26 protein-coding genes are annotated in these 24903 nt (G+C 58.9%); 13 read left to right on the top strand and 13 right to left on the bottom strand.

The genetic code is table 11. From position 1 onward, the window contains the following. Positions 1-29: 29 nt before the first annotated feature. The gene (locus ACP15F_RS00390) at positions 30-1217 is read left to right on the top strand and encodes a GNAT family N-acetyltransferase (protein ID WP_424938879.1); all 1188 of its coding nucleotides are present in this window, start codon (positions 30-32) and stop codon (positions 1215-1217) included. A gap of 5 nt (positions 1218-1222) precedes the next feature. Here the strand turns inward: ACP15F_RS00390 and ACP15F_RS00385 are convergent, their stop codons facing one another. Then, entirely contained in the window at positions 1223-1717 is a 495-nt protein-coding gene (locus ACP15F_RS00385) for a peroxiredoxin (RefSeq protein ID WP_424938878.1), read from the bottom strand. Positions 1718-1869: 152 nt separating this feature from the next. Between ACP15F_RS00385 and ACP15F_RS00380 the strand changes: the two genes are divergently transcribed. Next, positions 1870-3078, top strand: coding sequence for an NAD(P)/FAD-dependent oxidoreductase (locus ACP15F_RS00380; protein WP_424938877.1), 1209 nt, complete (start codon positions 1870-1872; stop codon positions 3076-3078). Beyond that, positions 3075-3635, top strand: a complete 561-nt coding sequence (gene rsmD, locus ACP15F_RS00375; protein WP_424938876.1) for a 16S rRNA (guanine(966)-N(2))-methyltransferase RsmD — start codon at positions 3075-3077, stop codon at positions 3633-3635. The genes ACP15F_RS00380 and rsmD overlap by 4 nt, the downstream gene beginning before the upstream one ends. 49 nt (positions 3636-3684) lie before the next feature. Here rsmD and ACP15F_RS00370 read toward each other — a convergent pair whose 3' ends face one another. The 3 genes from ACP15F_RS00370 to sfsA all read right to left on the bottom strand — a co-directional run bounded on the left by ACP15F_RS00370 (position 3685) and on the right by sfsA (position 6554). Then, the gene (locus tag ACP15F_RS00370; protein ID WP_424938875.1) at positions 3685-4743 is read right to left on the bottom strand and encodes a TRAP transporter substrate-binding protein; all 1059 of its coding nucleotides are present in this window, start codon (positions 4741-4743) and stop codon (positions 3685-3687) included. Positions 4744-4971: 228 nt separating this feature from the next. Further along, positions 4972-5820, bottom strand: coding sequence for a type I methionyl aminopeptidase (gene map, locus ACP15F_RS00365; RefSeq protein ID WP_424938874.1), 849 nt, complete (start codon positions 5818-5820; stop codon positions 4972-4974). 35 nt (positions 5821-5855) lie between these two features. Further along, on the bottom strand, positions 5856-6554 hold the full coding sequence (gene sfsA, locus ACP15F_RS00360; protein ID WP_424938873.1) for a DNA/RNA nuclease SfsA: 699 nt from the start codon (positions 6552-6554) through the stop codon (positions 5856-5858). Between the two features lie 38 nt (positions 6555-6592). On the opposite strand from sfsA, the gene ACP15F_RS00355 reads away from it, so the two are divergent. Genes ACP15F_RS00355 through ACP15F_RS00340 form a run of 4 tightly spaced genes read left to right on the top strand, consistent with a single transcriptional unit; the run spans position 6593 to position 9554 of the window. Beyond that, positions 6593-7321, top strand: a complete 729-nt coding sequence (locus ACP15F_RS00355) for a competence/damage-inducible protein A (RefSeq protein ID WP_424938872.1) — start codon at positions 6593-6595, stop codon at positions 7319-7321. Next, positions 7318-8049, top strand: coding sequence for a GNAT family N-acetyltransferase (locus ACP15F_RS00350; protein ID WP_424938871.1), 732 nt, complete (start codon positions 7318-7320; stop codon positions 8047-8049). The genes ACP15F_RS00355 and ACP15F_RS00350 overlap by 4 nt, the downstream gene beginning before the upstream one ends. Positions 8050-8058: 9 nt before the next feature. After that, the gene (locus ACP15F_RS00345; protein WP_424938870.1) at positions 8059-8634 is read left to right on the top strand and encodes a peroxidase-related enzyme; all 576 of its coding nucleotides are present in this window, start codon (positions 8059-8061) and stop codon (positions 8632-8634) included. Continuing rightward, positions 8631-9554, top strand: coding sequence for an OmpA family protein (locus ACP15F_RS00340; RefSeq protein WP_424938869.1), 924 nt, complete (start codon positions 8631-8633; stop codon positions 9552-9554). The genes ACP15F_RS00345 and ACP15F_RS00340 overlap by 4 nt, the downstream gene beginning before the upstream one ends. A 67-nt stretch (positions 9555-9621) precedes the next feature. Here ACP15F_RS00340 and ACP15F_RS00335 read toward each other — a convergent pair whose 3' ends face one another. The 7 genes from ACP15F_RS00335 to ACP15F_RS00305 form a co-directional block, all read right to left on the bottom strand. Further along, entirely contained in the window at positions 9622-10527 is a 906-nt protein-coding gene (locus ACP15F_RS00335) for a LysR family transcriptional regulator (protein WP_424938868.1), read from the bottom strand. A gap of 234 nt (positions 10528-10761) precedes the next feature. Beyond that, positions 10762-11682 (bottom strand): AEC family transporter, encoded by a 921-nt coding sequence (locus ACP15F_RS00330; RefSeq protein WP_424938867.1) that lies wholly within the window; start codon positions 11680-11682, stop codon positions 10762-10764. A 27-nt stretch (positions 11683-11709) separates the two neighbouring features. Then, complete coding sequence (locus ACP15F_RS00325) at positions 11710-13737, bottom strand: FAD-dependent oxidoreductase (RefSeq protein ID WP_424938866.1); 2028 nt, start codon at positions 13735-13737, stop codon at positions 11710-11712. Between the two features lie 74 nt (positions 13738-13811). Then, positions 13812-14306 (bottom strand): DUF523 domain-containing protein, encoded by a 495-nt coding sequence (locus ACP15F_RS00320; protein WP_424938865.1) that lies wholly within the window; start codon positions 14304-14306, stop codon positions 13812-13814. Continuing rightward, positions 14303-14683 (bottom strand): hypothetical protein, encoded by a 381-nt coding sequence (locus tag ACP15F_RS00315; RefSeq protein ID WP_424938864.1) that lies wholly within the window; start codon positions 14681-14683, stop codon positions 14303-14305. The genes ACP15F_RS00320 and ACP15F_RS00315 overlap by 4 nt, the downstream gene beginning before the upstream one ends. Before the next feature lie 25 nt (positions 14684-14708). Then, a complete protein-coding gene (locus tag ACP15F_RS00310) occupies positions 14709-15482 on the bottom strand; it encodes a DUF6478 family protein (RefSeq protein ID WP_424938863.1) in 774 nt (257 codons plus the stop codon). Positions 15483-15547: 65 nt separating this feature from the next. Continuing rightward, entirely contained in the window at positions 15548-16312 is a 765-nt protein-coding gene (locus ACP15F_RS00305; protein ID WP_424938862.1) for a hypothetical protein, read from the bottom strand. A gap of 178 nt (positions 16313-16490) precedes the next feature. Between ACP15F_RS00305 and ACP15F_RS00300 the strand changes: the two genes are divergently transcribed. Genes ACP15F_RS00300 through ACP15F_RS00290 form a run of 3 tightly spaced genes read left to right on the top strand, consistent with a single transcriptional unit; the run spans position 16491 to position 19691 of the window. Continuing rightward, entirely contained in the window at positions 16491-17417 is a 927-nt protein-coding gene (locus ACP15F_RS00300) for a type II CAAX prenyl endopeptidase Rce1 family protein (RefSeq protein ID WP_424938861.1), read from the top strand. A 31-nt stretch (positions 17418-17448) separates the two neighbouring features. Further along, on the top strand, positions 17449-18420 hold the full coding sequence (accD, locus tag ACP15F_RS00295; RefSeq protein ID WP_424938860.1) for an acetyl-CoA carboxylase, carboxyltransferase subunit beta: 972 nt from the start codon (positions 17449-17451) through the stop codon (positions 18418-18420). A gap of 32 nt (positions 18421-18452) precedes the next feature. Continuing rightward, the gene (locus ACP15F_RS00290) at positions 18453-19691 is read left to right on the top strand and encodes a bifunctional folylpolyglutamate synthase/dihydrofolate synthase (RefSeq protein WP_424940915.1); all 1239 of its coding nucleotides are present in this window, start codon (positions 18453-18455) and stop codon (positions 19689-19691) included. Between the two features lie 409 nt (positions 19692-20100). On the opposite strand, the gene zapE is transcribed toward ACP15F_RS00290, so the two are convergent. Next, entirely contained in the window at positions 20101-21189 is a 1089-nt protein-coding gene (gene zapE, locus ACP15F_RS00285) for a cell division protein ZapE (protein ID WP_424938859.1), read from the bottom strand. A gap of 98 nt (positions 21190-21287) precedes the next feature. On the opposite strand from zapE, the gene ACP15F_RS00280 reads away from it, so the two are divergent. Beyond that, positions 21288-22529: an MFS transporter gene (locus ACP15F_RS00280; protein WP_424940914.1), complete on the top strand. Its 1242-nt coding sequence runs from the start codon at positions 21288-21290 to the stop codon at positions 22527-22529. A gap of 115 nt (positions 22530-22644) precedes the next feature. Here ACP15F_RS00280 and ACP15F_RS00275 read toward each other — a convergent pair whose 3' ends face one another. Further along, positions 22645-23103, bottom strand: a complete 459-nt coding sequence (locus tag ACP15F_RS00275) for an Lrp/AsnC family transcriptional regulator (RefSeq protein ID WP_424938858.1) — start codon at positions 23101-23103, stop codon at positions 22645-22647. A 160-nt stretch (positions 23104-23263) separates the two neighbouring features. Between ACP15F_RS00275 and ald the strand changes: the two genes are divergently transcribed. Together ald and ACP15F_RS00265 are read left to right on the top strand one after the other, a co-directional pair. Then, positions 23264-24382: an alanine dehydrogenase gene (ald, locus tag ACP15F_RS00270; RefSeq protein WP_424938857.1), complete on the top strand. Its 1119-nt coding sequence runs from the start codon at positions 23264-23266 to the stop codon at positions 24380-24382. A gap of 91 nt (positions 24383-24473) precedes the next feature. Continuing rightward, positions 24474-24887 (top strand): DUF1801 domain-containing protein, encoded by a 414-nt coding sequence (locus ACP15F_RS00265; protein WP_424938856.1) that lies wholly within the window; start codon positions 24474-24476, stop codon positions 24885-24887. The last annotated feature ends 16 nt before the right edge of the window (positions 24888-24903 follow it).

Here is a 24903-nt window from a genome sequence, read left to right as displayed (position 1 = left end):
CACCCGCCCCTCTGCCCCCCAATAGGATCGTGAGCGAAACCCAAGTCGACATCCGCACCCACCAATCCCTCGACGCTATCCGCGCCGAGGATTGGGATACCTGCGCCTGCCCCGAACGGGCGGATGGCAGGCGGGCTTTGGACCCATTCACAACACACGCGTTTCTGTCTGCGCTGGAACGCTCGGGCTCGGTCGGGGAAGGCACGGGCTGGCACCCTCAGCACCTGACGGTGCACGCGGGTGAACAGATCATCGCCGTGATGCCACTTTTCATAAAGACCCACAGTCAGGGCGAGTATGTGTTCGATCACGGTTGGGCAGACGCCTATGAGCGCGCCGGAGGGCGGTATTATCCGAAACTGCAATCTGCCGTTCCGTTCTCGCCCGTCACGGGACGCAGGTTCCTGACTCGGCCCGGACATACGCAGATCGGGCAGGCCGCGCTGGTGCAGGGCATGGTTCAGATTGCGGCAGACAATCAGCTCAGCTCGGCCCATGTGACCTTCTGCACGGGGGACGAGGCCGAGGCCGGAAAGGCCATGGGGCTGCTGACTCGCGAAGGGCTGCAATACCATTGGCGGAACGACCGCTACGCGGATTTTGACACCTTCCTGAACGCGCTGAGTTCGCGCAAGCGCAAGCAGATCCGCAAGGAACGCCGGATAGCCCAAGGACTCGGCGGCGAGATCCTTGCCCTGACCGGCGACCAGATCCTACCGCAGCACTGGGACGCCTTCTGGCACTTCTACCAAGACACCGGCGCGCGCAAATGGGGCCGCCCCTATCTAACCCGTGCGTTCTTTGACCAGCTCCATGACACAATGGCCGATGATCTGCTTCTGGTCTTGGCCGAACGCGACGGACAGCCAGTGGCCGGGGCGCTGAACGTAGTCGGGCGCGACACGCTGTTCGGGCGCTACTGGGGCTGCGTCGAGGATCACCCCTATTTGCATTTCGAGCTATGCTATTACCAAGCCATCGACTTTGCCATCCGGCACGGGCTGAACCGGGTCGAGGCTGGCGCGCAGGGTGAACACAAACTGGCGCGCGGCTATCTGCCGGTCACCACCCATTCGCTGCACTGGATCAACGACCCCGGCTTTCGCGAGGCCGTCGATCAGTTTCTTCAGTCAGAACGCCGGGCCGTGGCACAGGATATCGACATCCTGACTTCTTACGGTCCGTTCAAGTCCATTGACGTGTCCGAGCACGACTGACGAGCTCAGCCTTGAATGGCCTCAAGTATCGCTTCCCCGGCTGAGGTGTCGCATATTCCGGGGTTTTCTTCGATATGAAGGATCTTCACCTCGCCATCCACCACATATGCTCCGTACCGCTTCGAGCGGTTAATCAGCCCAACGGGCGGCGCGGTGAAATCCATGCCAACCGCTTTGGTAAACTCGGATTGCGCATCTGATAACATCAAAAGCCCAGCATCTGCAGCACCGGTTGATTCTGCCCAAGCACTCATGACGAAGGGGTCGTTGACGGCAATGCAAATCACATCGTCCACACCTGCCTGATCCAGCGCGGGCTTGCTGCGGATATAGCTGGGCACATGTGCCGTCGTGCATGTGCCCGAGAATGCGGCGGGCACAGCGAAGATCACAACATTACGCCCGGCCAACAGGGACGACAGGCTGACAGACTCCGGGCCTTCCGCCCCCATCCGCAACAGATTTGCATCAGGTAACTTATCACCAACATTCAGGGTCATTCGCGCATTCCTTACTTTTGATTCACCAAAATGAGTTTTGACCGCTTTCGGCCCCATGTCATCCAATATTCTTGTGTAGTGACAGAACGCCAATCGTTGCCAAAGCAACCAATTCCGGCCTATCGTCCTTTGACAAAAATGCGGAGAAAACCATGAGCCATATCGTCGTGATCGGAGCCGGGCAGGCCGGAGCGTCCTTGGTCGCAAAGCTGCGCAATTCGGGCTTTGACGGAGAGGTCACTTTGATCGGCGCCGAAAGCGCACCGCCCTATCAGCGCCCGCCTCTGTCCAAGGCGTATCTTCTGGGCGATATGGAGCTTGAGCGGCTCTATCTGCGGCCCGAAAATTTCTATGCCGATCAGAATATCACCCTGCGGCTGGACACCCGCGTGGACGCGATTGACGCGGCTACGAACGAGATCGTGATCGGGGACGAACGCATCGCCTATGATCAACTGGCCATCACCACCGGCTCCACACCGCGTTACCTGCCCGCCGCGATCGGCGGCACCTTGGATGGCGTACATGTGGTACGCACTCTGGCCGACGTGGACGGCATGGCGCCCGAGTTCGCCGAGGGCCGCAGCGTGTTGATCATTGGCGGCGGCTATATCGGGTTAGAGGCCGCAGCGGTGGCCGCCAAGAAGGGCTTGAAGGTCACGCTGGTCGAAATGGCGGACCGCATCCTGCAACGGGTCGCGGCGCCCGAGACGTCGGACTATTTCCGCGCGCTGCATGCCTCGCACGGCGTCGACATCCGCGAGGGCGTCGGGCTGGACCGTCTGACAGGTGAGGGGCGCGTGACGGGTGCCACTCTCTCAGACGGCACCATGTTGAACATCGACTTCGCCATCGTCGGCGTGGGCATTGCCCCCGACAGCGCGCTCGCGGAAAGCGCGGGCCTCGTGCTGGACAACGGCATCAAGACCGACGCGCAGGGCCGCACCTCGGACCCGTCGATCTGGGCGGCAGGCGATTGCGCGTCCTTCCCTTATCGTGGCGAGCGTATACGTCTGGAAAGCGTTCCCAACGCCATTGATCAGGCCGAGGTCGTTGCCCGCAACATGCTGGGCGAGGGCGTCGACTATGTCGCGAAACCGTGGTTCTGGTCAGATCAGTATGACGTGAAACTGCAGATCGCGGGTCTGAACACTGGCTATGACAACATCGTCACCCGCCCCGGAGATAAAGAGGGAAGTGTCAGCTTCTGGTACTATCAGGGCGACACACTTTTGGCTGTCGACGCGATGAACGATCCGCGCGCCTATATGGTCGGCAAGCGGTTGGTGGAGGGCGGAAAGTCCCCCGACAAAGCTGCTATGGCTGATCCCGAAACCGAATTGAAAGCCCTTCTGGCATGAGGATTATTGCAGGCCGTTTTCGCGGGCTAGCGCTTGCGAGCGTCGGCAAAGGAGATGCGGGCGCGCATCTACGCCCCACAACTGACCGCGTGCGTGAAAGTCTGTTTTCCATGCTGACGGGCGGTCGCTTTGGCGACCCCATCGAAGATGCCCGCGTGCTGGACCTGTTTGCCGGCACCGGTGCGTTGGGGCTGGAAGCGCTGTCGCGCGGTGCATCCCATGTCACCTTGGTTGATGATGGCCGAAAGGCGCTGTCTCTGATCCGTGAGAACATCCAGAAATGCCGCTGCGCGGATGAGGCAACGATCCTGAAACGCGACGCCACTCGTCTGCCCGAAGGCACGCCCCACGATCTGATCTTTCTGGACCCGCCCTATGGCAAGGGGCTGGGGGAAAAGGCGTTGGCTGCGGCGATCAAATCCGGTTGGGTCGCTAACGGTGCGCTGATCGTGTGGGAGGACAACGTGCCAGTGATCCCGCCTGCAGGCGTCACCCAGTTGGACAGCCGTCGCTATGGCGACACGGTGATTACAATCTGCGAGTACTCGGAAACGTAAAAGGCGCCGGGCATGATGCCCAGCGCCTTCGTTTGCTTATCAGTGCGATTTACTGCGCGCGTGTAACCGACACGGCCGCGCGGGCGTCACGGACCATCGCCTCGCCATCAAGGCCCTTGGCGGTCATGTCTGCGATCCACTCGGCAATCACCTCATCGCCCAGCGCACGGATCTTCGCGGTTTCTTCTTCCGAGAGTTCGGCCAGCGCGTTGCCGCTTACAGCCATCTTCTCGCGCCCTACCACATCGCCCGTGTCATGCGCATGACCGGCCCAACCCGAGGCATGGAAACCCGAGTTCGCGTCAATGACAGCCTTCAGATCATCGGGCAGACCATCATAGACGTCCTTGTTCATCGCCCAGATGAAATAGAGGTTATAGAGCGACTTCTCACCCGCAATATCGGTATGGCTGTCCGTCAGCTCGTCCAGTTTCAGGGACGGCGACATTTCCCACGTGATCACGCCGCCATCGACGACGCCTTTTGACAGCGCTTCGGGGAAGGCCGGGACGGGCATGCCGATGGGCGTCGCGCCCAGTTTGTCCAAAAGACGGGTTGCGGTGCGCGACGGGCCGCGCAGTTTCAGGCCCTTGAAATCAGCAACCGAGGCTATCGGCGCGCCTTTCTTGTGGACGATCCCGCGCCCATGCATGTGGGCCGCGATGACTTTGACGTCGGCGAAGTCGTCCATCAAGTACTTCTGGGTATAGACCCAAGCGGCCTTCGACGCCTCCTCGCCCGATTTCGTCACCATGAAGGGCAGCTCCATGGCTTCGGCTTCCGGAAAGCGGCCCGGCTGATAGCCAGGGATCACCCAGCCGCCATCGATCGCACCATCGCGGATCAGGTCATATTGGCTGGTCGCCTTGCCACCCAGCTGCATCGCCGGATATAGCTCGACCTTGATGCGCCCGCCTGAATCTTTCTCGATCTTCTCGGCCCACGGGGCCATGAAGTAGGTCGGGTTCGCAGACAAGGGCGACACGAAGTGCTGAAAACGCAGGGTGACTTCCTGTGCAGCAGCGGCGCTGGCGGCAACAGCAAGTGCGGCGGCAGCGGTCAGGGTTGAGAAGGTGGATTTCAGGGTGAAAGTGCGGAAGCTGGTCATTGGCCCCTCCGTATTTCTTATAGACAGCCGCGCATGTTTGTCGCGGAAGCCCAAGCACCTTTTGTGTCTGGACGGTTAGAACGTAGGAACTGAATGCTGCGGGTGCAAACGGAAAAAGGCACCTTTTCTGACCTAAAGAATATCAGGCCGATTGCGCTGCGGATTCAAAAGGAAATTTTGGTGACTAGGGGGAAACTTAAAAAAGTTTCCCCTAAGTAAGCTTTGCAATCAATCCCAGGTCGGATGGAACTTCCCAGCAGGCGACAGGGTGAAGATCTCGCACCCGTCAGCAGTCACCCCAACCGAGTGTTCGAACTGCGCTGACAGCGATTTGTCGCGGGTGATTGCGGTCCAGTCATCGGACAGGATCTTGGTTTCCGGGCGGCCCAGATTGATCATCGGCTCGATGGTAAAGAACATACCTTCTTCCAACACAGCACCCGTACCCGGACGGCCATAGTGCAGCACGTTGGGAGGCGAGTGGAATACGCGACCCAGACCGTGACCGCAGAAGTCGCGAACAACAGACATGCGCTGAGCTTCGGCGTATTTCTGGATGGCGTGGCCGATGTCTCCGAACGTGTTGCCCGGTTTGACGGCGGCGATGCCCTCCATCAGCGCATCATGGGTCACTTGGATCAGACGATCCGCGAAGGATTTGATCTTGCCGACCTTGTACATGCGACTGGTGTCGCCATACCATCCGTCCACGATCACAGTGACGTCGATGTTCAGGATGTCGCCTTCAACCAGCTCGTCATGTTTGCGGCCGGTCTTGTCGTTCTTCATCTTGGGTGTTTTCGAGCCGGGAATGCCGTGACACACCACGTGGTTCAACGAGATACACGACGCGTGCTTATAGCCTTTATAGCCAATCGTGGCCGACACAGCGCCTGCTTCGTCCACCATCGCCTCGATCGCGGCGTCCAGTTCGGCTGTGGTCACCCCGGGGGCAATCATCGGGGCCACACGGTCCAGAATTTCGGCCGCCAGCTTACCCGCTGCATGCATACCAGCGAAATCCGCCGGGTCATAAAGGCGAATGCCTTCCTTGGTTACGCGCATCTTGTCGTCCATGGTGGTTTCCTTCTTCTGCCCCCTAAATAGGGCCTTCAGACCAAAGACGCCAGAGGGGCCGCGACGTCCACCCCCGCAGGCGAAATTGTGGTGCCCAAAACGATCACCTCGACCCCTGCCGCACGGGCCGCGTCGAAGGCCTGCCCATAGGTGGGATCAATATCGCGCGACAGATCGAACCGGTCGCAATCCGTGCGCTGCACCAGATAAAGCATCACGGCGCGGTGCCCTTCGCCGACCATGTTCGCCAGCTCTCCCAGATGCTTGGTGCCACGGGCGGTCACACTGTCGGGGAACTCGGCCAGACCGGGTTGGCGCGACAGGGTGACGGACTTCACCTCGACATAGGTCAGGCCACTGCCTTCCAGCAGGAAATCAATGCGGCTTTTCTCGCCATATTTCACCTCGGCCCGGACGGAGTGATAGTCGCCCAGTCCCGGCACGATCCGTGCTTCAAGCGCGGCCTTCAGCGCGCGATTGGGCACAGAGGTATCAACGCCCGTGAAATGCCCGTCCGCATGCTCGACCAACCGCCAGCCAAATTTCAGCTTTTTCTTGGGGTCATCATTGGGTTCCAGCCAAATTTTCGACCCCGGCTCGGCCAGCCCCATCATGGAACCGGGATTGGCGCAGTGGGCCGTCACTTCGCGACCATCTGTCAGCAAGCAGTCGGCAAGAAAGCGTTTATAACGACGGACAAGCGTGGCGGGCACAAGAGGGCTGGGAAATTCCATATCTCGGGCCTATACCGGATACAGGAAAGGAACAAGCGATGCCCAACCCTTCAGCCGCAATGCTGGTGATCGGAGATGAAATCCTGTCGGGCCGGACGCGGGATGCGAATATGCATCACCTTGCAGGCCGCCTGACCGAACACGGTATTGATCTGAAAGAGGTGCGAGTGGTGTCCGACGATGCGGATGCCATAGTGGCTGCCGTAAAGGCCCTTTCCGGCGCCTATGACCACGTCTTCACCTCGGGTGGGATCGGCCCGACACATGATGACATCACTGCCGATTGCATCGCCCGTGCCTTTGACGATCATATCGACATTCGCGACGACGCCCGTGATCTTCTGGCCGCGCATTACGCCGCCTCAGGGCGCGAGTTCAATGCCGCCCGTCAACGCATGGCGCGCATCCCGGACCGGGCAACGCTGATCGACAACCCTGTCTCGATCGCGCCCGGTTTCACGCTAGAGAACGTGCATGTGATGGCCGGGGTTCCGTCGGTCTTCACCGCAATGGTCGAAAGCGTTCTGCCCGGCCTGACCGGTGGCGCGCCTTTGGTATCGCGCACGGTGCGGATCAACCGCGGTGAAGGCGACATTGCCGGACCTTTGGGGCAACTTGTCGAGCAGTATGCTACACTCAGCTTCGGCTCGTACCCTTTCATCGAAAACGGCGCGTTCGGCGTCAATATCGTTATTCGCGGCGCGGATGTGGCCCTACTCGAGGACGCCACCCGCTCGCTTCAAGACCTGTTCAAGGAGGCCACATGACAACGCCCCATCTTCCCACCGCCGAGCAATTGATCGAGGTCTGCGAAGCCACTTGGCCCCCCGCTGCAACACACCGTGTCGGCGCATGGGTGGTTCGTGATGGCGCGGGCGGCGGCAAGCGCGTGTCCGCCGCGACCGAAAACTGGCCGACCACCGAAGCCGATTTGCCGGTCGCCGAGAAGGCAATGCGCGACGCGGGAATGGACCCACTGTTCCAGATCCGCGCCGGTGACGAGCATCTGGACGAGATGCTGGAAAAGCACGGCTATGACATCATTGATCCCGTGAACATCTGGGTCATCCCCGTAGCCGAACTGACCCGCGAACCATTGCCGCCCGTGTCGGCCTTCGCGATCTGGCCCATTCTGTCCATCATGACTGAGCTTTGGGAAGAAGGCGGCATCAACGAAGACCGCCGCGCTGTGATGGATCGGGCAGATTGTCCCAAGACCGCCCTTCTGGCGCGTACCGATGACACGCCGGCGGGTGTTGGCTTCGTCGGCGTGCATGACGGAATCGCCATGGCACACGCCCTGCATGTTGATACCAAGCTGCGCAGGATGGGCACCGGGCAAAACCTGCTGAAGCAGGCCGCAAAATGGGCACAAGAACAGGGCGCCGAGTTCCTGTCGCTGATCGTGACCCAAGGCAACCACGCCGCCAATCCGCTTTACGCAAATCTTGGCATGCATCTGGTTGGGCACTACCATTATCGCGTGAAGCGCTAAGGAGAAATCATGGCACATAACACGGACAAAGTTACCAAGCTCGATCTGCCGATGGTCGATCCTCTGCCCGAGGACATCCAAAAGTACTTCGACATCTGCGATCAGAAGCTGGGGATGGTCCCGAATGTGCTGAAGGCCTATGCCTTTGACATGGCCAAACTGCGCCCCTTCATGGACATGTATAACGAGGTCATGTTGGACGACAGCGGCCTGTCCAAGCTGGAACGCGAGATGATCGCGGTGGTTGTCAGCTCGATCAATCGCTGCTGGTATTGTCAGGTCGCCCATGGTGCCGCCGTGCGTCAGCTTTCGGGCAATCCGCAACTGGGCGAAGCGATGGTGATGAACTGGCGCGTGGCAGATCTGGACGCTCGTCAGACCGCAATGCTGGAATTCTCTGAAAAGATCACCAAAGCATCGTCCGAAACATCCGAAACTGATCGCCAAGCACTACGTGACGCCGGTTTCTCGGACCGAGACATTTGGGACATTGCCGCGACTGTTGGCTTCTTCTCGATGTCTAACCGCATGGCATCAGCCGTGGGAATGAAACCAAACGACGAATATCACGCCCAGAACCGATGATCCTACCCCGCCGCTTGATTGCTCTTGCCTGTTTGGTCGCCGCGCTCCCCGTAGGAGCACGCGCGTTAGACCTGCCCGCAGGGGCCACACTTCAGGTTGAGATTTCGGAAAATGGACAAGCCGAGATCGCCACAAGCCGCTTTGATGGAGGGGTCGTTCCGGCAATTACTGCGTCGGGCCATGTTAGCCGACAGGCTTGGCGGTCCCCCGGTCAGGCGGAGGCTAGCTATCAGATCCTCACATCCTTGCGCGATCAGTTGCGCGAGGATGGGTTTCAGTTTCTGTATCAGTGTCAGGCGGTGTCCTGCGGCGGCTTTGATTTCCGGTTTCAGATCGGGCATTTTCAAGCCCCGGACATGTTCGTTGATCTGGGAGATTATCACTTCTTAAGTGCCCGCAAAGGCGAGACCTTTGCACAGGTTTTGGTCAGCCAAAGCGCGCAGGATGCGTTTTTTGAACTGACATTTGTCACCCCATCGAAAGAAGACGCGCCGGTGCTTTCGACCACGAAGGCCACACCAACCTCGTTGCCGCAATCGACGGATCCACTAGAAGTTCAGCTCGCCGCCATCGGACGTGTCGTACTTTCAGGCCTGACTTTTGACACCGGGTCGGCAAACCTTGCCGAAGGCGAAGTGCCCGCGCTGGCCGAACTGGCGGCGTTCCTGACCGAAGATCCAGAACGGCGGATTGTTCTGGTTGGTCACACAGACGCCGAAGGCAGTCTTGAAGGAAACGTAGCTCTGTCGCGCAAGCGCGCGGCGTCTGTAATGCAACGGTTGATCAATCGGTATGGTATCGATGCCAGCCAACTATCTGCGGACGGTGTTGGGTATCTTGCCCCGCTGGCCGGAAATATTACGGCCGAGGGTCGGGAATTGAACCGACGTGTCGAAGCCGTGTTGTTGAATACAGACTAATCCATCACGTAAAAAAAGCGGCGGGATAAACCCGCCGCAAGTGCTCTTCGCTTTTTACTGCTCTGCCCTACCAGGCGTCTGGCCCTTTGTTTGCAAAGGCTTGCACCAGAAAATCAATGAATGCCCGCACTTTGGGTTGGGTAAAGCGGCCGGGAGGATAGACCGCGTAGATCCCTTGCAAATCTGCGGGCAGGTCGGGAATAGCGTCCTCGACCAAACCTTGTTCCAACGCATCGGCGTAGAGGAAGCTGGGCAGATACGCGATGCCCAGACCAGAAATCGCTGCATTCAAAAGCGACTGCCCGTCATTCACGCTGAGCCAACCGGCGGAACGCACCTGCCGCAATTCGCCCGATGGAGCCGGGATCTTCCAAACGTTGCCCGAGCTTTGGCTGGAATAATGCAAAAGCTTGTGATCGTTCAGATCATCAATCCGTTTGGGGCGCCCATAGCGCTCGAAATATGCAGGGCTTCCGACCATTCGGCGCGTGGTTTCAGCAATCTTGCGTGCACGAAGCGAACTGTCTTCCAGTTCACCCACCCGGATTGCCATATCAAACCCTTCCGAGATCAGCTCCACATAGCGGTTGGCCAATTCCATGGTCACATTGACCTCGGGAAAATCTTTCAGGAACTCACCCAGCACCGGGCTTAGGTGGTTCACTCCAAAATCAGTCGCCACGGAAATACGCAGCATACCGGCTGGTGCCGACTGCATCGAAGTGACCAGCGCATCCGCTTCGCCCGCGTCATTCAGCACCCGGCGCGCGCGGTCGTAATAGGCTAGGCCAATTTCGGTCGGGCTGACTCGGCGTGTTGTTCGATTCAGAAGGCGCGCACCCAATCGGGCTTCAAGGCTTGATACATGTTTCGATACAGCAGACTTTGAGATCCCCATCTTCTTAGCGGCATCGGTGAACCCCCCTTGGTCCACCACAGTCGCGAAAGCCTCCATTTCGGTCAATCGATCCATCTTCTACTCTCTAAAACGTCTTCGCAGCCTCATTTGTATCGCGGCCAATTGGGGCAAGACTGTGAAGAGCAGCCGACATTAAGGGGGTAATTCGGTTTATGTTCACAAACTGGAAACAAGCAAATTTTGTAGGAATTGTACGCTTCACAATCCCAAGGAGAATGACGCGAATAACCGATGCCAAAGACGAACAAACCCCAAGTGAGTAACCAGTATCGCAGCCTACGCTTTGCCCTACCGCGACGTAAACACAACCTCGGCGATTGTTATCCAAAGCGGCAGCGACACCGCTGACAGCAATGTGGTTTGTGCAATCAATGTGGCAACAAGCTTCCGATCCGCACCAAATGCCGAAGCAAGCACATGCGCCGCTGACGCCGTAGGAAGTGCGGCAAACACCACAAGGACAGACGCAATCCCCGGCGCAAGCCCCAAGGCGACTCCGCAGGCCAGCGCGAAAGCGGGCAGCGCTACAAGCTTAATGGCGGCAATTGCAGCACTGAACCGATCCAGCCGCGCCAAGGCCCTCCAGTCCATCGTTGCGCCAATGGACAACAATGCGATCGGAATGGCGGCTTTTGCCAGTAACTCGAGCGGCGCCATGATCGGCTGTGGAATCTGGATCTTCAGAAGACCCACACACAGGCCCGACAAGCTGGCCAGCAGAAAAGGGTTCAGTGCGATCTTCGTCAGGGTCTGTTTAAGCCCCATTGCACCGCCACGCGATAGGGCGCTGACGGCAAACAGATTGGCGACGGGCACGCCCATGCCGACTGCGACCGCCATCTCACCAAGTCCGCCATTTTGAAGCAGAGCCACCGCAACCAGACCCAACGCCGTATTAAAACGCCATGTAACCTGCCACGCGCCCGCGAAATCCAGAAATCGTTCTGGCCCAATGCGGCGCGTCAGCCAGCCCAGCGCAAGCCCTACACCCAGAATGGCCCAGACCACGGGCGCCATGGTGATGACCTGCGAAAGTTCGATCGGACGGCTGGCAGCGGCGACGAACAGAAGGGCGGGGAACAGAATCTCGAAATTCAGGCGATCCAGCCCCTGCCATGCATTGTCAGACAGGCGCCCACGGACCAGCCCACCCAGCCCAATCAGAAGGAAGCTGGGCAGAAGTCCCAAAAAGATCGACAGGAATAGCATAGGGCCCCCTTCAAGGCCCCAGCCGATTCAGAGCGAGGCCGCCAAGCGCGATCCTTGGTCAATCGCGCGTTTGGCGTCAAGCTCGGCCGCGACATCTGCGCCGCCAATAATATGCGCGGCAATGCCTTTCTCGGCCAACTGCTCAAAAACTGTGCGCTCGGGCACCTGTCCGGCACAAAGGATGATGTTATCGGCTTCGATCAGGCGCGGGTTTTCGCGCGCTTCGCCCGAACTGACCATCAACCCTTTGTCCGAGATGCTTTCGTAGTTCACGCCACCCTGCATCTCGACGCCCTTCATTTTCAGCGTCGCACGGTGGATCCAGCCAGTGGTTTTGCCCAGTCCCTTACCCAACGCCTTAGCCTTGCGCTGCAGAAGCGTGACTGCACGGGCAGGTGCTTCGGGTTGAGGGCCACTCGGCGACAGGCCGCCGCGCACGTCCCCGGGATCAGCCACACCCCATTCGGCCAGCCATTCTTCAAGGTTCTCGGTCGGGCTTTCGCCCGCTTGCGTCAGGAATTCGGCGACATCAAAGCCGATGCCTCCTGCGCCAATAATTGCAACTTTGTCGCCAACAGGTGCGCCGTGACGCAGCACATCGATATAGGACAGCACGTTCGCGCCCTCCTGCCCGTCAATCTGGGGATCACGCGGGACGACGCCGGTGGCGATCACCACTTCATCGAAACCAATCAGGTCGTCGGCCTGAACCTCGCGTCCCAATTGCAGGTCGATGTCCGAGGCCCGCACCATGCGGTCATACCACTCGACCAATCCGATGAATTCCTCTTTGCCGGGGATCTTCTTGGCCATGTTCAGCTGGCCGCCCACCTGATCGGCACGGTCAAACAGGGTCACTTTGTGGCCGCGTTCATCCGCAACCAGCGCGGTCGCCAGCCCGGCGGGCCCAGCGCCCACGATGGCGATGGATTTCGGCGTATCGGTCAGATCATAGCTCAGCTCGGTCTCGTAGCAGGCACGTGGGTTCACCAGACAGGTCGAGATCTTGCCGTTGAATGTATGGTCCAGACAGGCTTGGTTACAGGCAATACAAGGCGCGATCTCGCCGGCACGATCCTCGGCAGCTTTGACCACGAAATCCGGGTCGGCCAAGAACGGACGTGCCATCGACACCATATCGGCAGCGCCTCCGGCCAGAACGTCTTCGCCCACATCCGGCGTGTTGATCCGGTTCGAGGTGATCACAGGGATCGAGACCTGCCCCATCAGTTTCTTGGTGACCCACGTGAACGCGGCACGCGGAACCGAGGTGGCGATGGTGGGGATACGCGCCTCGTGCCAGCCGATGCCGGTGTTGATGATCGTCGCGCCAGCGGCTTCGATTTCCTTGGCCAGCTGGACCACCTCGTCAAAGGTCGAGCCATTCGGGACTAGGTCGATCATCGACAGGCGATAGATAATAATGAACTCGGGACCAACTGCGGCGCGCACGGCCTTTACGACCTCGATCGGCAAACGCATACGGTTTTCATAGGACCCGCCCCAGCGGTCTTCGCGTTTGTTGGTGTGGGTCACAAGGAACTGGTTCAGGAAGTATCCTTCGGACCCCATGACCTCGACCCCATCGTACCCAGCTTCCTTGGCACGGGCGGCGGCAGTGGCGAAATCTGCGATCTGCTTCTGGATGCCATCCTCGTCCAGCTCTTTCGGCGGGAAAGGCGAGATCGGGGATTTCACCGGGCTGGCCGATACGCAGTTCGGCCCGTAGGCATAGCGCCCGGCGTGCAGAATTTGCATGGCGATCTTGCCACCTTCCGCGTGCACGCGATCCGTGACCGTTTTGTGGTTGGCAATGTCTTTGTCGCTGAACAGACCCGCCGCGCCGGGGAATACGCCGCCTTCTTCATTCGGAGACATGCCGCCCGTCACGATCAACGCCGCACCACCGCGGGCACGTGCGGCATAGAACTCGGCCACGCGGTTCCAATCCCCGCGCTCTTCCAATCCGGTGTGCATCGACCCCATCAGCACGCGGTTCTTCAACGTGGTGAAACCAAGATCGAGCGGGGCAAGTAGATGTGGGTAGCGGGTCATAGCGGTCCTCGGGCTGCCTTTTCCCGAAATATTGACGTGCACGTAAAGCACTGTCACCTGAAACGCTGCGTAACCTAGGTGCCCTTGGTGTCGATCAGGGACGCCAGCATGCCGATCTGCTCCGAGGAAAACACTTGCACTCCGGCCTGTGTCAGCGCCGCCGTCACAACCCCCATCCCTGCGCGCCGAACGCCGTCATGATGACCACTATAGATCACGTCGGTGCCGCAAGAGGGGCTGGCTTCGGTCAGCAGGGCGAACTTGCACCCATGTTCTTGCGCCGTGGCCACTGCGATCTTGGTTCCCTGCAGAAAAGCCTCCGTTACGTCGCCACCATACAGATCCAGAATGCGCCCCTGCCCCGACAGAACCGACGCGCCATCATGGCCCGGTTCGATTTCAGCAGGCAGACGCGGTACAGACAATCCGCCCAGAAGCTCCGGGCAGATTGGATGCAGCCATCCCTTCCCAGCCCAGCGACTTAGCCTCTTATCATCAAGCGTTTTCGCGGCGCCGTCATAGCGTACTTTCTGCCCAAGCAGACATGCGCTGACGAGGATCGCGGTCATGCGTCGGTGCCGTCCTGACAATGTCGGCGGAAAGCGCGTTTCAGCATATCCAGTTCGGATCGCAGAAGATCCATCTCCGCACGAATATCCGCTTGGAGCGGTTCGCCAGTAACAATCACGAAACTGTCCAGCGTCTGCTCGGTCGATTTGTCTTGGATGACGAAGGTCTGGATACCATCACCAAGAAGCTCGGCCGGAATCGGAATACGTACACTGAACTGTCCGGATTGGTCCGCCAGCGCAGCCACCTCGACCCCCGGGATCGCTTGTGCTTGATGCATCACCTCAAGCTCGGGCGCGACATCAACCTGCGCAGTCAGAACACCTTCCCAAACACCAGCGTGAATGCGGGCTTTCTCAAGTGACATGTCAGCCATGATAGCTCCTTATCAACGGGTGCCCTTAGATTTCGGCACGGGGATGGCGATACAGCGTCAGATCGCGCAACGTTATCTGGTTCATTTCGGGGTCACCAAACACCAGATCCACCCACATCTTCTGAACTTGCTTTTCGTTCATGTTGGAATAGGCAAGATCAAACTCGAACTCAGCTTCACCATTTCCCAAGGTTTGTCTTTGCGGCAATTGCTCGTGGTTGGGGCCGTACTGGATGTTCAACCGCGCGAACACGTCAATTGGGCGCTCGGCTTCGGACGACACCGATAAGCGCACGATGTGGTTGCGATGCAGCCCTTCTGTCGCGGCTTCGGGAAGCTCGACCGCCAAAGACAGAAACGACCCTTCGAAGCCAAACACCTCGAGCGTTACGCCAAATGGGGCAAGATCGGACTCACGCGTGTTCCGCACTTGCCGGACGGCGACCTCGGACAATGGGCAATCATGAAACAGCTTCACTTCGTCCCCGAACGGAGTCGCGTTTCGGACGGACGCCACACCCGATGGCTCGAGAGGGCCGCGCCAAGCTTGCGGACGATGGGCCCAGTCAGAATGAAGCGGCTTCTGAAACGTGTTTGACCCCAAAAGCGGCAATGCCAATCGGCTGTCGGCAGTGAACAGAACCTGATCAAGCTTTTGTCGCAACTGGCGGGCCCGAACCCGAGCCTGCCGCAAAGTGGGCTTGTCTACGCTGCCCGCATCACGCGCCACACGCGCCCAACGGCGCAAGGCCCGACGGTCGGTCAAGCGATCCGAAAGCGAGGTAAGCCAGCTTTGCATTTCTGTGGTTTGCCCGTTCAAGTGGTGATCAGGTGTCAGGATAGCTGCACTTAATCAGATATTCCTTAATTCCGCAATTTGCGAAAGATCGACCCCAAGCCACCGCCGCCGCCATTGCTTCTGGGATTTGCGTCTTCGATTGCAGCTACGAATTTATCCAGTTGCGTCAGCCCATTGCGTTGATCAATTGGATGTTTCGTGAACCCTGTCACGCTGGCCACGACCAATTTGTCACCAAGGGGCAGAAATGCGCGCCATGTCGTATCTGACAAAGACGTAGGACGATTGCCCGAGCTGTCACGCGTCAGCACTTTCACAACGCCTGACGCTGTTTTCAGGTCCAACACGGTCACGGTGCTGGCATCCCCAGACCGGCTTAGTGCCGCACGTCCAGCTGCACTTTCCAGAAAGCCCCGCGCTTGAGTCATCAAAGCCTCGGGATCGTCGTCCGAAGCGGCAACACCTGCGGGCAAAGCAGATACGCTTGCCACAAGGAAGGCTGGAGTCTTTGGGCTGGGATCGGCCGCGTTTCGGGTCAACGCAGCACAGGCACCGAAGGGTACGAATGCGCCTGATGCCTTATCCCGAAGCGAACTGACATCGATACAATATCCACTGGGGGCAGCAACCGTAACAGCCCCGGACATGACCGTCCGCTGCTGCACCAGATCGCTTGAAGCAGATGGGGCCTGTTTCGAAAACAAAGGGCTGTTTCGGACGTCATCCGACTTGGTTCCGCCAAAGCACCCTGTAAGCACCATAGCCAGAACCGCCGCCGCAGCCCCGCGCGTCGATCGACCGAATACCCCTGCATCTCTTATACTTAACACTTACACACCCAACTCTTGACCTGCCGGCTCGTTGCCCAGCATTATCCCTTCCGTACTATAAATCGGATAGCAAGTCTGCGGGGCAGGACGCAAGCCACGTAAAACCGGATTGTCCTTTCAGTTGATCCGCGACACAGTTGCAGTCGATAGCCAGTTTATGTGTACAGGAGCCGTCACCGTGACATCTGCAACCCAGTCGAACTTTTGGGACCCCGGGCAACCCTATTGCCAGATCTGGCGCTCGGTTCTTGGCTTTACCCTGATCCACGTAGTCTTTTTCGCAGCCACTTTCGCGATCTTCATGGGCGGAGGTTGGCTGATTGGGAAGCACCCGTCCGCCATACTCGACGGTGGAACGGCCACTCATGCTGGCATCTTCTTTCTGACCTTCCTAGGCTATCACTTGGGCCTTTGGCTGGTCGTGCGGTTCTTACACAAACGCAGTTTCTCGTCCTTGTTTGGGGCCCAAAAACGCGTGCTCTGGCGACAGTTCCGCATTGGCATCCTGATCGCCTTGGGGATCAGCTTCGCCGCAACCCTGTTGCAAATGCTCGAACCGTTGTTCGTCGCGCCACAAGATCAAACCCAACTTGAACAAAACCTGCCCACACGCGAATGGCTGCTAATCCTTGGTCCCGCTCTGATCCTGATTTTCATCCAGATCTTTGCCGAAGAGCTGGTCTTTCGCGGCTACATGCTTCAACAACTTCGCGCCCGATTTCAGTCTGTTTGGATCTGGGCCATCCTGCCCTCTGTCGCTTTTGGCTTGTTGCATGCGGATCCCGCCACGTGGGGGATCAACGCGGTGTTCTATGTCCTTCACACAAGCGTCGTGGGCATCGTCCTAAGCTTTGTGACCGTGCGCACTGGCAACATCGGAGCCGCCGCCGGGCTGCACTTTGGCAACAACATGTCGATGGTGCTGGTAGGCAACGCGGGAAGTTTGGATGGCTTTTCCCTTTTCGTGGCCGAGGTCGATCTGATGGGATGGGCCACGTCGGCCTCAATGTTTCTGCAAACCACGTTGGTTCTGGTCGCGTTTGCGATCTGGTGGAACCTCACGCAGCGGAAGCCGCCAATTGCAAATGCTGCCAAGGCAGACTAACTAAGGCCAAACGCAACAAGGAAGTCTGGCGATGAACTGGATCTCGAACTACGTCCGCCCCCGCATCAACTCGCTTTTCTCGCGTCGCGAGGTGCCGGAAAATCTGTGGACCAAATGTGGTGAATGCGGAACCATGCTGTTCCACCGCGAATTTGCCGAGAACCAGAACGTCTGCGCCAGCTGCGATCACCACATGGCGATCACACCGCGCGAACGCTTCACGCACCTGTTTGACGGCGGCATCTTTACCGAGGTGGACGTCCCCGCCCCGATCGACGATCCGCTGCAGTTCAAAGACCAAAAGAAATACCCCGAGCGCATGAAATCCGCCCGCAAGGGCACCGGTGAACGCGAAGCGATGCTGGTGGCCGAAGGCGAGATTGGACGCACGCCTATCGTCGCTGCCGCACAGGATTTTAGCTTCATGGGCGGCTCAATGGGCATGTATGTGGGCAACGCGATCATCGCGGCTGCCGAACGTGCTGTGGCGCTGAAACGCCCGCTGGTGCTGTTTTCAGCCGCGGGTGGCGCACGGATGCAGGAAGGTATCCTGTCGCTGATGCAGATGCCACGCACCACGGTTGCTGTGCAGATGCTGAAAGAAGCAAACCTACCTTATATCGTCGTTCTGACCCACCCGACCACGGGTGGCGTGACCGCGTCCTATGCGATGTTGGGTGACGTGCATATCGCCGAGCCCAACGCCTTGATCTGCTTTGCTGGCCCACGCGTCATCGAACAGACCATCCGCGAAAAACTGCCCGAGGGCTTCCAGCGCGCCGAATACCTGCTGGATCACGGAATGCTGGACCGCGTGACACACCGCAAGGACATGAAGGACGAGCTGGTGACGATCCTTCGGATGCTGACAGGCCAACCGCCCGCGGTGAAGGGCGATCTGCCGAAACCCGAGCCTGAGGCTGAAGCCGAAGCTCCGGCCGAAGCCGCACCGTCAGCGGCGGAAGAAGCCTCGGCTGAGGTTGAAAAGGCTGACAAAGCGTGAGCGCGAAAGGCTCGGACGTCATCCTTGACCGGATGATGTCGCTGCACCCGAAAATCATCGACCTGACGCTTGATCGTGTTTGGCGGCTTCTGAAGGCCGTCGACAATCCGCAGGACAAGCTGCCTGCGGTGATCCATCTGGCGGGTACAAACGGCAAGGGCTCGACCCAAGCGATGATCCGCGCGGGGCTTGAGGGCGCTGGCAAGGCCGTTCACGCCTATACCTCGCCTCATCTGGCACGCTTTCACGAACGCATCCGTCTGGCAGGCGAGCTGATCAGCGAAGACGCCCTGACCGAGGTGCTGGACCGTTGCTACGCTGCCAATGGCGGCGAGAACATCACCTATTTCGAGATCACGACCGTCGCGGGTCTGATGGCCTTTGCCGAGACACCCGCCGATTTCACTTTGCTGGAAACCGGTCTGGGCGGGCGGCTGGACGCCACCAACGTGGTCAACAAGCCCGCGTTGACCGTGCTCACCCCGATCTCGATCGACCACACGCAATTTCTGGGCGAAACCCTGCCCGAGATCGCGGGCGAGAAAGCCGGTATTCTGAAACGCGGCGTGCCCTGCGTGGTCGGCCCGCAGAAAGACGAAGCGCTGGATGTGATCGAGGCACGTGCCGCCAAGTTGGGCTGCCCCCTGTTCGTGCATGGTCAGCACTGGCATTTCTGGGAAGAACGCGGACGCCTGATCTTCCAAGACGAAAACGGGCTGCTGGATCTGCCCCTGCCCGCCCTGATCGGCCCACACCAGATCGAGAACGCAGGTGCTGCTATCGCCGCGCTGCGCGTGTTGGGCTTTGATGAAGCCGCCAGTGAAGCGGCCATGCGCGACGTCACGTGGCCCGCGCGGATGCAACGTCTGCGCACTGGTCCCCTGATTGATGCAGCAGGTACAGCCGAGCTTTGGCTGGATGGTGGTCACAACCCAGCGGCGGGCGAAATGCTGGCCACTGTGCTGACCGACTTGCCCAAACGCCCGACCCATCTGATTTGCGGCATGCTGAACACCAAGGACATCGCAGGATACCTGCGCCCCTTGGCAGGTGTGGCCGACAGCCTGACGGCCGTGTCGATCCCAGACGAGCCAAACACCTTGCCCGCGGACACCACGGCGGACGAAGCTGCCAGGGTTGGAATGACCTCAGCGACGGCGACCTCGGTCGAAGCTGCGATCACTGCCATTACTCAAGCCGAACCGCAGGCGCGCATCTTGATTTGCGGGTCATTGTATCTTGCAGGCGCGATCCTGCGTGAAAACGGTTGAGAAACCGCATTCAGAGAACGTGATCACAAATTTAATTTTGCACAGCCGCACCAATCCGCATCAAGAACACGAGTCAAACCCCGGAAAAGAATCACTTTTTTGCCCGATTCGCGAATCGGCAATGATTCAATGTAAAACGTTGACGTATTAATGGGTTAGCGCCTATAAATAGGGTATTCTATAGGCAAAGTCCGCATGAAGTGGACGGCTTATCGAGCAGTACATTTCGCCGGGGCGGCAAAGTGATTCGCGTTGGGCAAGAATTATCCATGCCCTTGTGATCACAAAAATAACATCGTGACTCTTTGCCTAACCCAGCGGCGCTTCGGGGTATTCCGACCCCATCCGAGTTAGGCAGGCAGGTGCAAACCTGAGGGGTCGCAGACGCGCGGCCCCTCGTCATCTCACCTCACTCTGGCTCTTGCCCCCAGTCCTTATCCTGCATCTCGCGCAGGCGGCTGGCGGTCCGCTCAAACTCAAACGACCCCTCCCCCTCGACATACAGCATTTCAGGCAAAGCCGCGGCAGAGGCGATCAAGCGCACCTTTGCCTCGTAGAGCGCGTCGACCAGCGTCACGAACCGCTTGGCTTCATTAAAGTTCTGCCGGCTGAGGCGCGGAATGTCTTCCAGCACCAGAAGTTTCACCGCATTGGCCACAGCCAGATAATCCCCCGGCCCAAGCATCGCACCGCAAAGGTCATGGAAGCGCGCGCGCGCGGCACCATTGCGATAGGCGGGCAAAACGACCTCGCGCCCTTTGACGGTCAGAACCAGCGGCTCGCTTTTCCCACCCGTCATGTCTTTCCACAGCGCATCAATCGCCTGCCGTGCCTCGGCATTCGCTGGACTGAAAAACACTTGCTCGCCTGCCAGACGGTCCTGACGATAGTCATTTGGGCTGACAAGTTCATGTACCACCATCTGGTCTTTCAAAAGAGCGATGAAGGGCAGGAACAGCTGCCGGTTCAACCCGTCTTTATACAGCCCATCCGGGTGCCGGTTCGACGTGGTGACCACAACGACGCCAGCCTCGAACAGCTTCTCAAACAAGCGACCCACGATCATCGCGTCGGTGATGTCGGTGATCTGCATCTCGTCGAAGGCAAACAGCTTTACATCTGCAGCAATCTTGGCGGCGACCGGAGCGAGTGGGTCATCCACGCCCGTTTTGCGCGCCGCCGTCATGCCCTCGTGCACCTCTTGCATGAAGGCGTGGAAATGCACGCGACGGGCTGCAGTGTTCTCCAGACTATCAACAAACAGATCCATCAACATGGATTTGCCGCGACCGACTCCCCCCCACAGATACAGGCCTTGCGGCACATCCTCGGGCTTGGAATGAAAGAGCCCGCCAAGAATGCCGCGCTTACGCTTGGGTGCGGTGTCTAAATGCGCACGAATGTCTTCGAGGCCCGGCAGGCAGGCCTCTTGCGCGGGGTCGCGGGTGATCTCGCCGGATTGGGCAAGGGCTTCATAAGTTTGGATCAAGTTCGCCATGACCGACAGATAAAACGCCGCGTCACATAAAGAAAGGTTAAGTGGCACATCAAAAAGCAAGAATTGACGCGCTGCGGCAATTGTCTGACATTGCACGAATGACAGAGACGCGCGCACCCCTTATCACTCCGGTCCTTGTGGCCGGTTGCTTCATTATCCTGATCAGCTTTGCGATCCGGGCCAGCTTTGGTGTTTTCCAGATCCCGATCGCCGCCGAGTTCAACTGGCCGCGTGCCGAGTTTTCGCTGGCAATTGCGATCCAGAACCTTGCTTGGGGCATCGGGCAACCCATTTTCGGCGCGATTGCCGAAAAGATCGGAGACCGCAAAGCGATCATTATGGGCGCACTGGTCTATGCAGTGGGGCTTGTCGCAAGCTCGATGGCGGTCACACCGGAGGCGCATCAGATGCTCGAAGTGCTGGTTGGCTTTGGCATCGCGGGAACAGGGTTTGGCGTCATTCTTGCCGTCGTCGGACGCGCCTCGAGCGACGAGAACCGCTCGATGTCTCTGGCGATTGCGACTGCGGCCGGGTCTGCCGGTCAGGTTTTCGGCGCACCGCTGGCAGAATACTTGCTAAGTTTCATGACATGGCAGAACGTCTTTGTTGTCTTCGCCGCAGCCATTCTAGCCACGCTGGCCCTACTGCCGCTGATGAAAACCGAACCCCTCGCCAGCAAGTCCGAGCTGGAAGAAAGCATGGGGCAGATCCTGATCAAGGCGTTCAAAGATCCCAGCTATACCCTGATCTTCCTGGGCTTCTTTTCCTGCGGCTATCAGCTGGCCTTCATCACAGCCCACTTCCCCGCCTTCGTGACCGAGATGTGCGGAGCGATTGATCCATCTGGCACGCTGGCAGCTGTCGGCGTGTCGACTACATCGGCGCTTGGTGCGATCTCGATCTCGCTGATCGGTCTGGCCAATATCGCCGGAACGCTGCTTGCAGGCTATCTGGGCAAGACCTATTCGAAGAAATACCTGCTGGCGGCGATCTATACCGGGCGCACGATCGTCGCAGCCTTGTTCATCCTGATGCCGATCACGCCGACCTCGGTCATCTTGTTCTCGATCGCGATGGGGTCGCTGTGGCTGGCAACAGTGCCGCTGACCTCTGGCCTTGTCGCGCATATCTATGGGTTGCGCTATATGGGGACGCTGTATGGCATCGTCTTCTTCTCGCACCAGTTGGGCAGCTTCCTTGGCGTTTGGCTGGGTGGGCGGATGTACGACGCCTTTGGCGACTACACGATGGTCTGGTGGATCGGGGTCGGGGTCGGAGCGTTCTCGGCCATTGTGCATCTGCCAGTGAAAGAACAGCCCCTGTCGGCGCGCACGGCCTGAGGGTCGGTAGCTCGCTAACGTGAGCCTGAGGGGCGCTGCCCCTCGCCCCTGCGGGGCTCACCCCGGGATATTTATGGTAAGAAAATGAGTGTGCACGCGCAGAACCGAAAGCATGTCAGACTGGCAGCGCCGTGGTTTTGAACACCGTGCGCAGAGCAAAGCTGGATTGCATCCCCTGCACGCCAGGCAGACGCGCCAAGTACTGGCGGTGGATACGCGCGAAATCTTCGGTGTCTTGCGCGACCACTTTCAACAGGTAATCCGCCGTACCCGCCATCAGGTGACATTCCAGAACATCCGGTACGCGCGCGACCTCGCGCTCGAAGGCTTCCAGCACTTCGTCAGCTTGCCCCGACAGTGTGATCTCGACGAACACAGTCGTCGGGCAGTTCAGCTTGCGTGCATCCAGAAGGGCCACGTAGTTCTTGATGAAGCCTTCGGCCTCAAGCCGTTGCACCCGCCGGTGGCAGGCTGAGGGGGACAGGTTTACTTTCTCGGACAATTCGGCGTTCGAAATGCGTCCGGCACGCTGCAATGCCCGCAAGATGCGGCGATCTACACTATCAAGTTCCAATTTCGATCACAATCCTTGCGCTATTTGCGCCATCTGCGCAGGTTTCTTCGAATATGAATACCCGAAGCGCCATATCTTTTCAAAGCAATTGCGTCAGGACGCCCCCAAGATCAATGGATAACAGCTTAAGTTTCGGCCCAGGGAGAAGGAGGACACCCCCATGCTGATCGGATGCCCAAAAGAGATCAAGCCACAGGAATTTCGCGTTGGACTGACGCCCGCCGCCGCAGGCGAGGCCATTGGACGCGGCCACTCCGTCATCGTTGAAACCAACGCCGGGATGGGTGCTGGATTCTCGGATGATGACTACCGCGCCTCAGGTGCCACCGTTCTGGGCACGGCAGAAGAGATCTTTGCCAAAGCCGACATGATCGTGAAAGTGAAAGAGCCGCAGGCTGTGGAGCGTAAGATGTTGCGTGAAGGTCAGCTGCTGTTCACCTATCTGCACCTTGCGCCGGACCCCGACCAGACCCATGACCTGCTGGCCTCGGGCTGTACGGCAATCGCGTACGAGACCGTGACCGACAACAGTGGTGGCCTGCCGCTGCTAGCCCCGATGTCCGAGGTTGCTGGGCGTCTGGCCCCTCAGGTGGGGTCGTGGACCCTGCAGAAGGCCAATGGCGGCCGTGGTGTCCTGATGGGCGGCGTTCCCGGTGTTGGTCCGGCCAAGGTTGTCGTGATTGGCGGCGGTGTCGTCGGCACCCACGCAGCCAAGATCGCCGCCGGCATGGGCGCGGATGTGACCGTGCTGGACCGTTCGCTGCCGCGTCTTCGTTATCTGGATGACGTCTATGGCGGCACCTTCAAGAATCAGTACTCGACCGCTGCGGCAACCGCAGAGCTGGTTCAGCAAGCCGACATGGTGATCGGCGCCGTTCTGATCCCGGGCGCTGCCGCCCCCAAACTGGTCAGCCGCGCGCAACTGTCGACCATGAAGCCGGGTGCCGTACTGGTAGACGTCGCCATCGACCAAGGTGGGTGCTTCGAAACTTCGAAGGCAACAACCCACGCCGACCCGATCTATGAGGTCGACAACGTGATGCACTATTGCGTGGCCAACATGCCGGGCGCGGTCGCCCGCACCTCGACCATCGCATTGGGCAACGCCACCCTGCCCTTCATGCTGTCGCTGGCAGACAAGGGCTGGAAAGAGGCATGTGCCGCCGATCCGCACCTTCTGAACGGCCTGAACGTACATGCTGGCAAACTGACCTATGCTGCCGTGGGTGAAGCCCTTGGGTTGGACAGCATCACCGGACAAGACGCGCTGAAAATCTGATCCTCCCTTCTCAGATATCACGCATCGAAAGCCCCGCCATTGAGCGGGGCTTTCATTTGACACCTGACCGATCTGAGGATTGTCTGTGAAGATGACCTCAGTCGATGATTTTGCGGATCCGAACGTACAGAAAGCCTTTTTGGCCTTCCCTGATGAGGTGCGTCCGAATCTGCTTCACCTTCGCACTTTGATCTTTGAAACCGCGGCCGGCTTGTCAGAGATCGGCGCATTGCATGAAACGCTAAAATGGGGTCAGCCTGCCTATTTGACGCCAGATACCGGCGCGGCAACCACCATACGGCTGGGCATCCCAAAGTCAGGCGGCTATGCGCTTTACACTCATTGCCAATCCAGCGTGATGTCTGAGATTCAGGCCCTTTTTCCGAATGAACTGACATTCGAGGGCAATCGCGCCATTCTGTTTGCTGTAGGTGAAACGCCTCCAGCTGTTCCATTAACGGCGCTGATTGCGCGCGCACTGACGTACCATCTGAAACGTCCATAAACGAAAGAAGCCCTGC

It is taken from the genome of Aliiroseovarius sp. S253 (genome assembly GCF_049800855.1).
In the GTDB taxonomy this organism is placed as follows: Bacteria; Pseudomonadota; Alphaproteobacteria; order Rhodobacterales; family Rhodobacteraceae; genus Aliiroseovarius.
The sequence above is the reverse complement of the archived record's forward strand: the minus strand, read 5'-3'. Positions and strand labels throughout refer to the sequence as shown.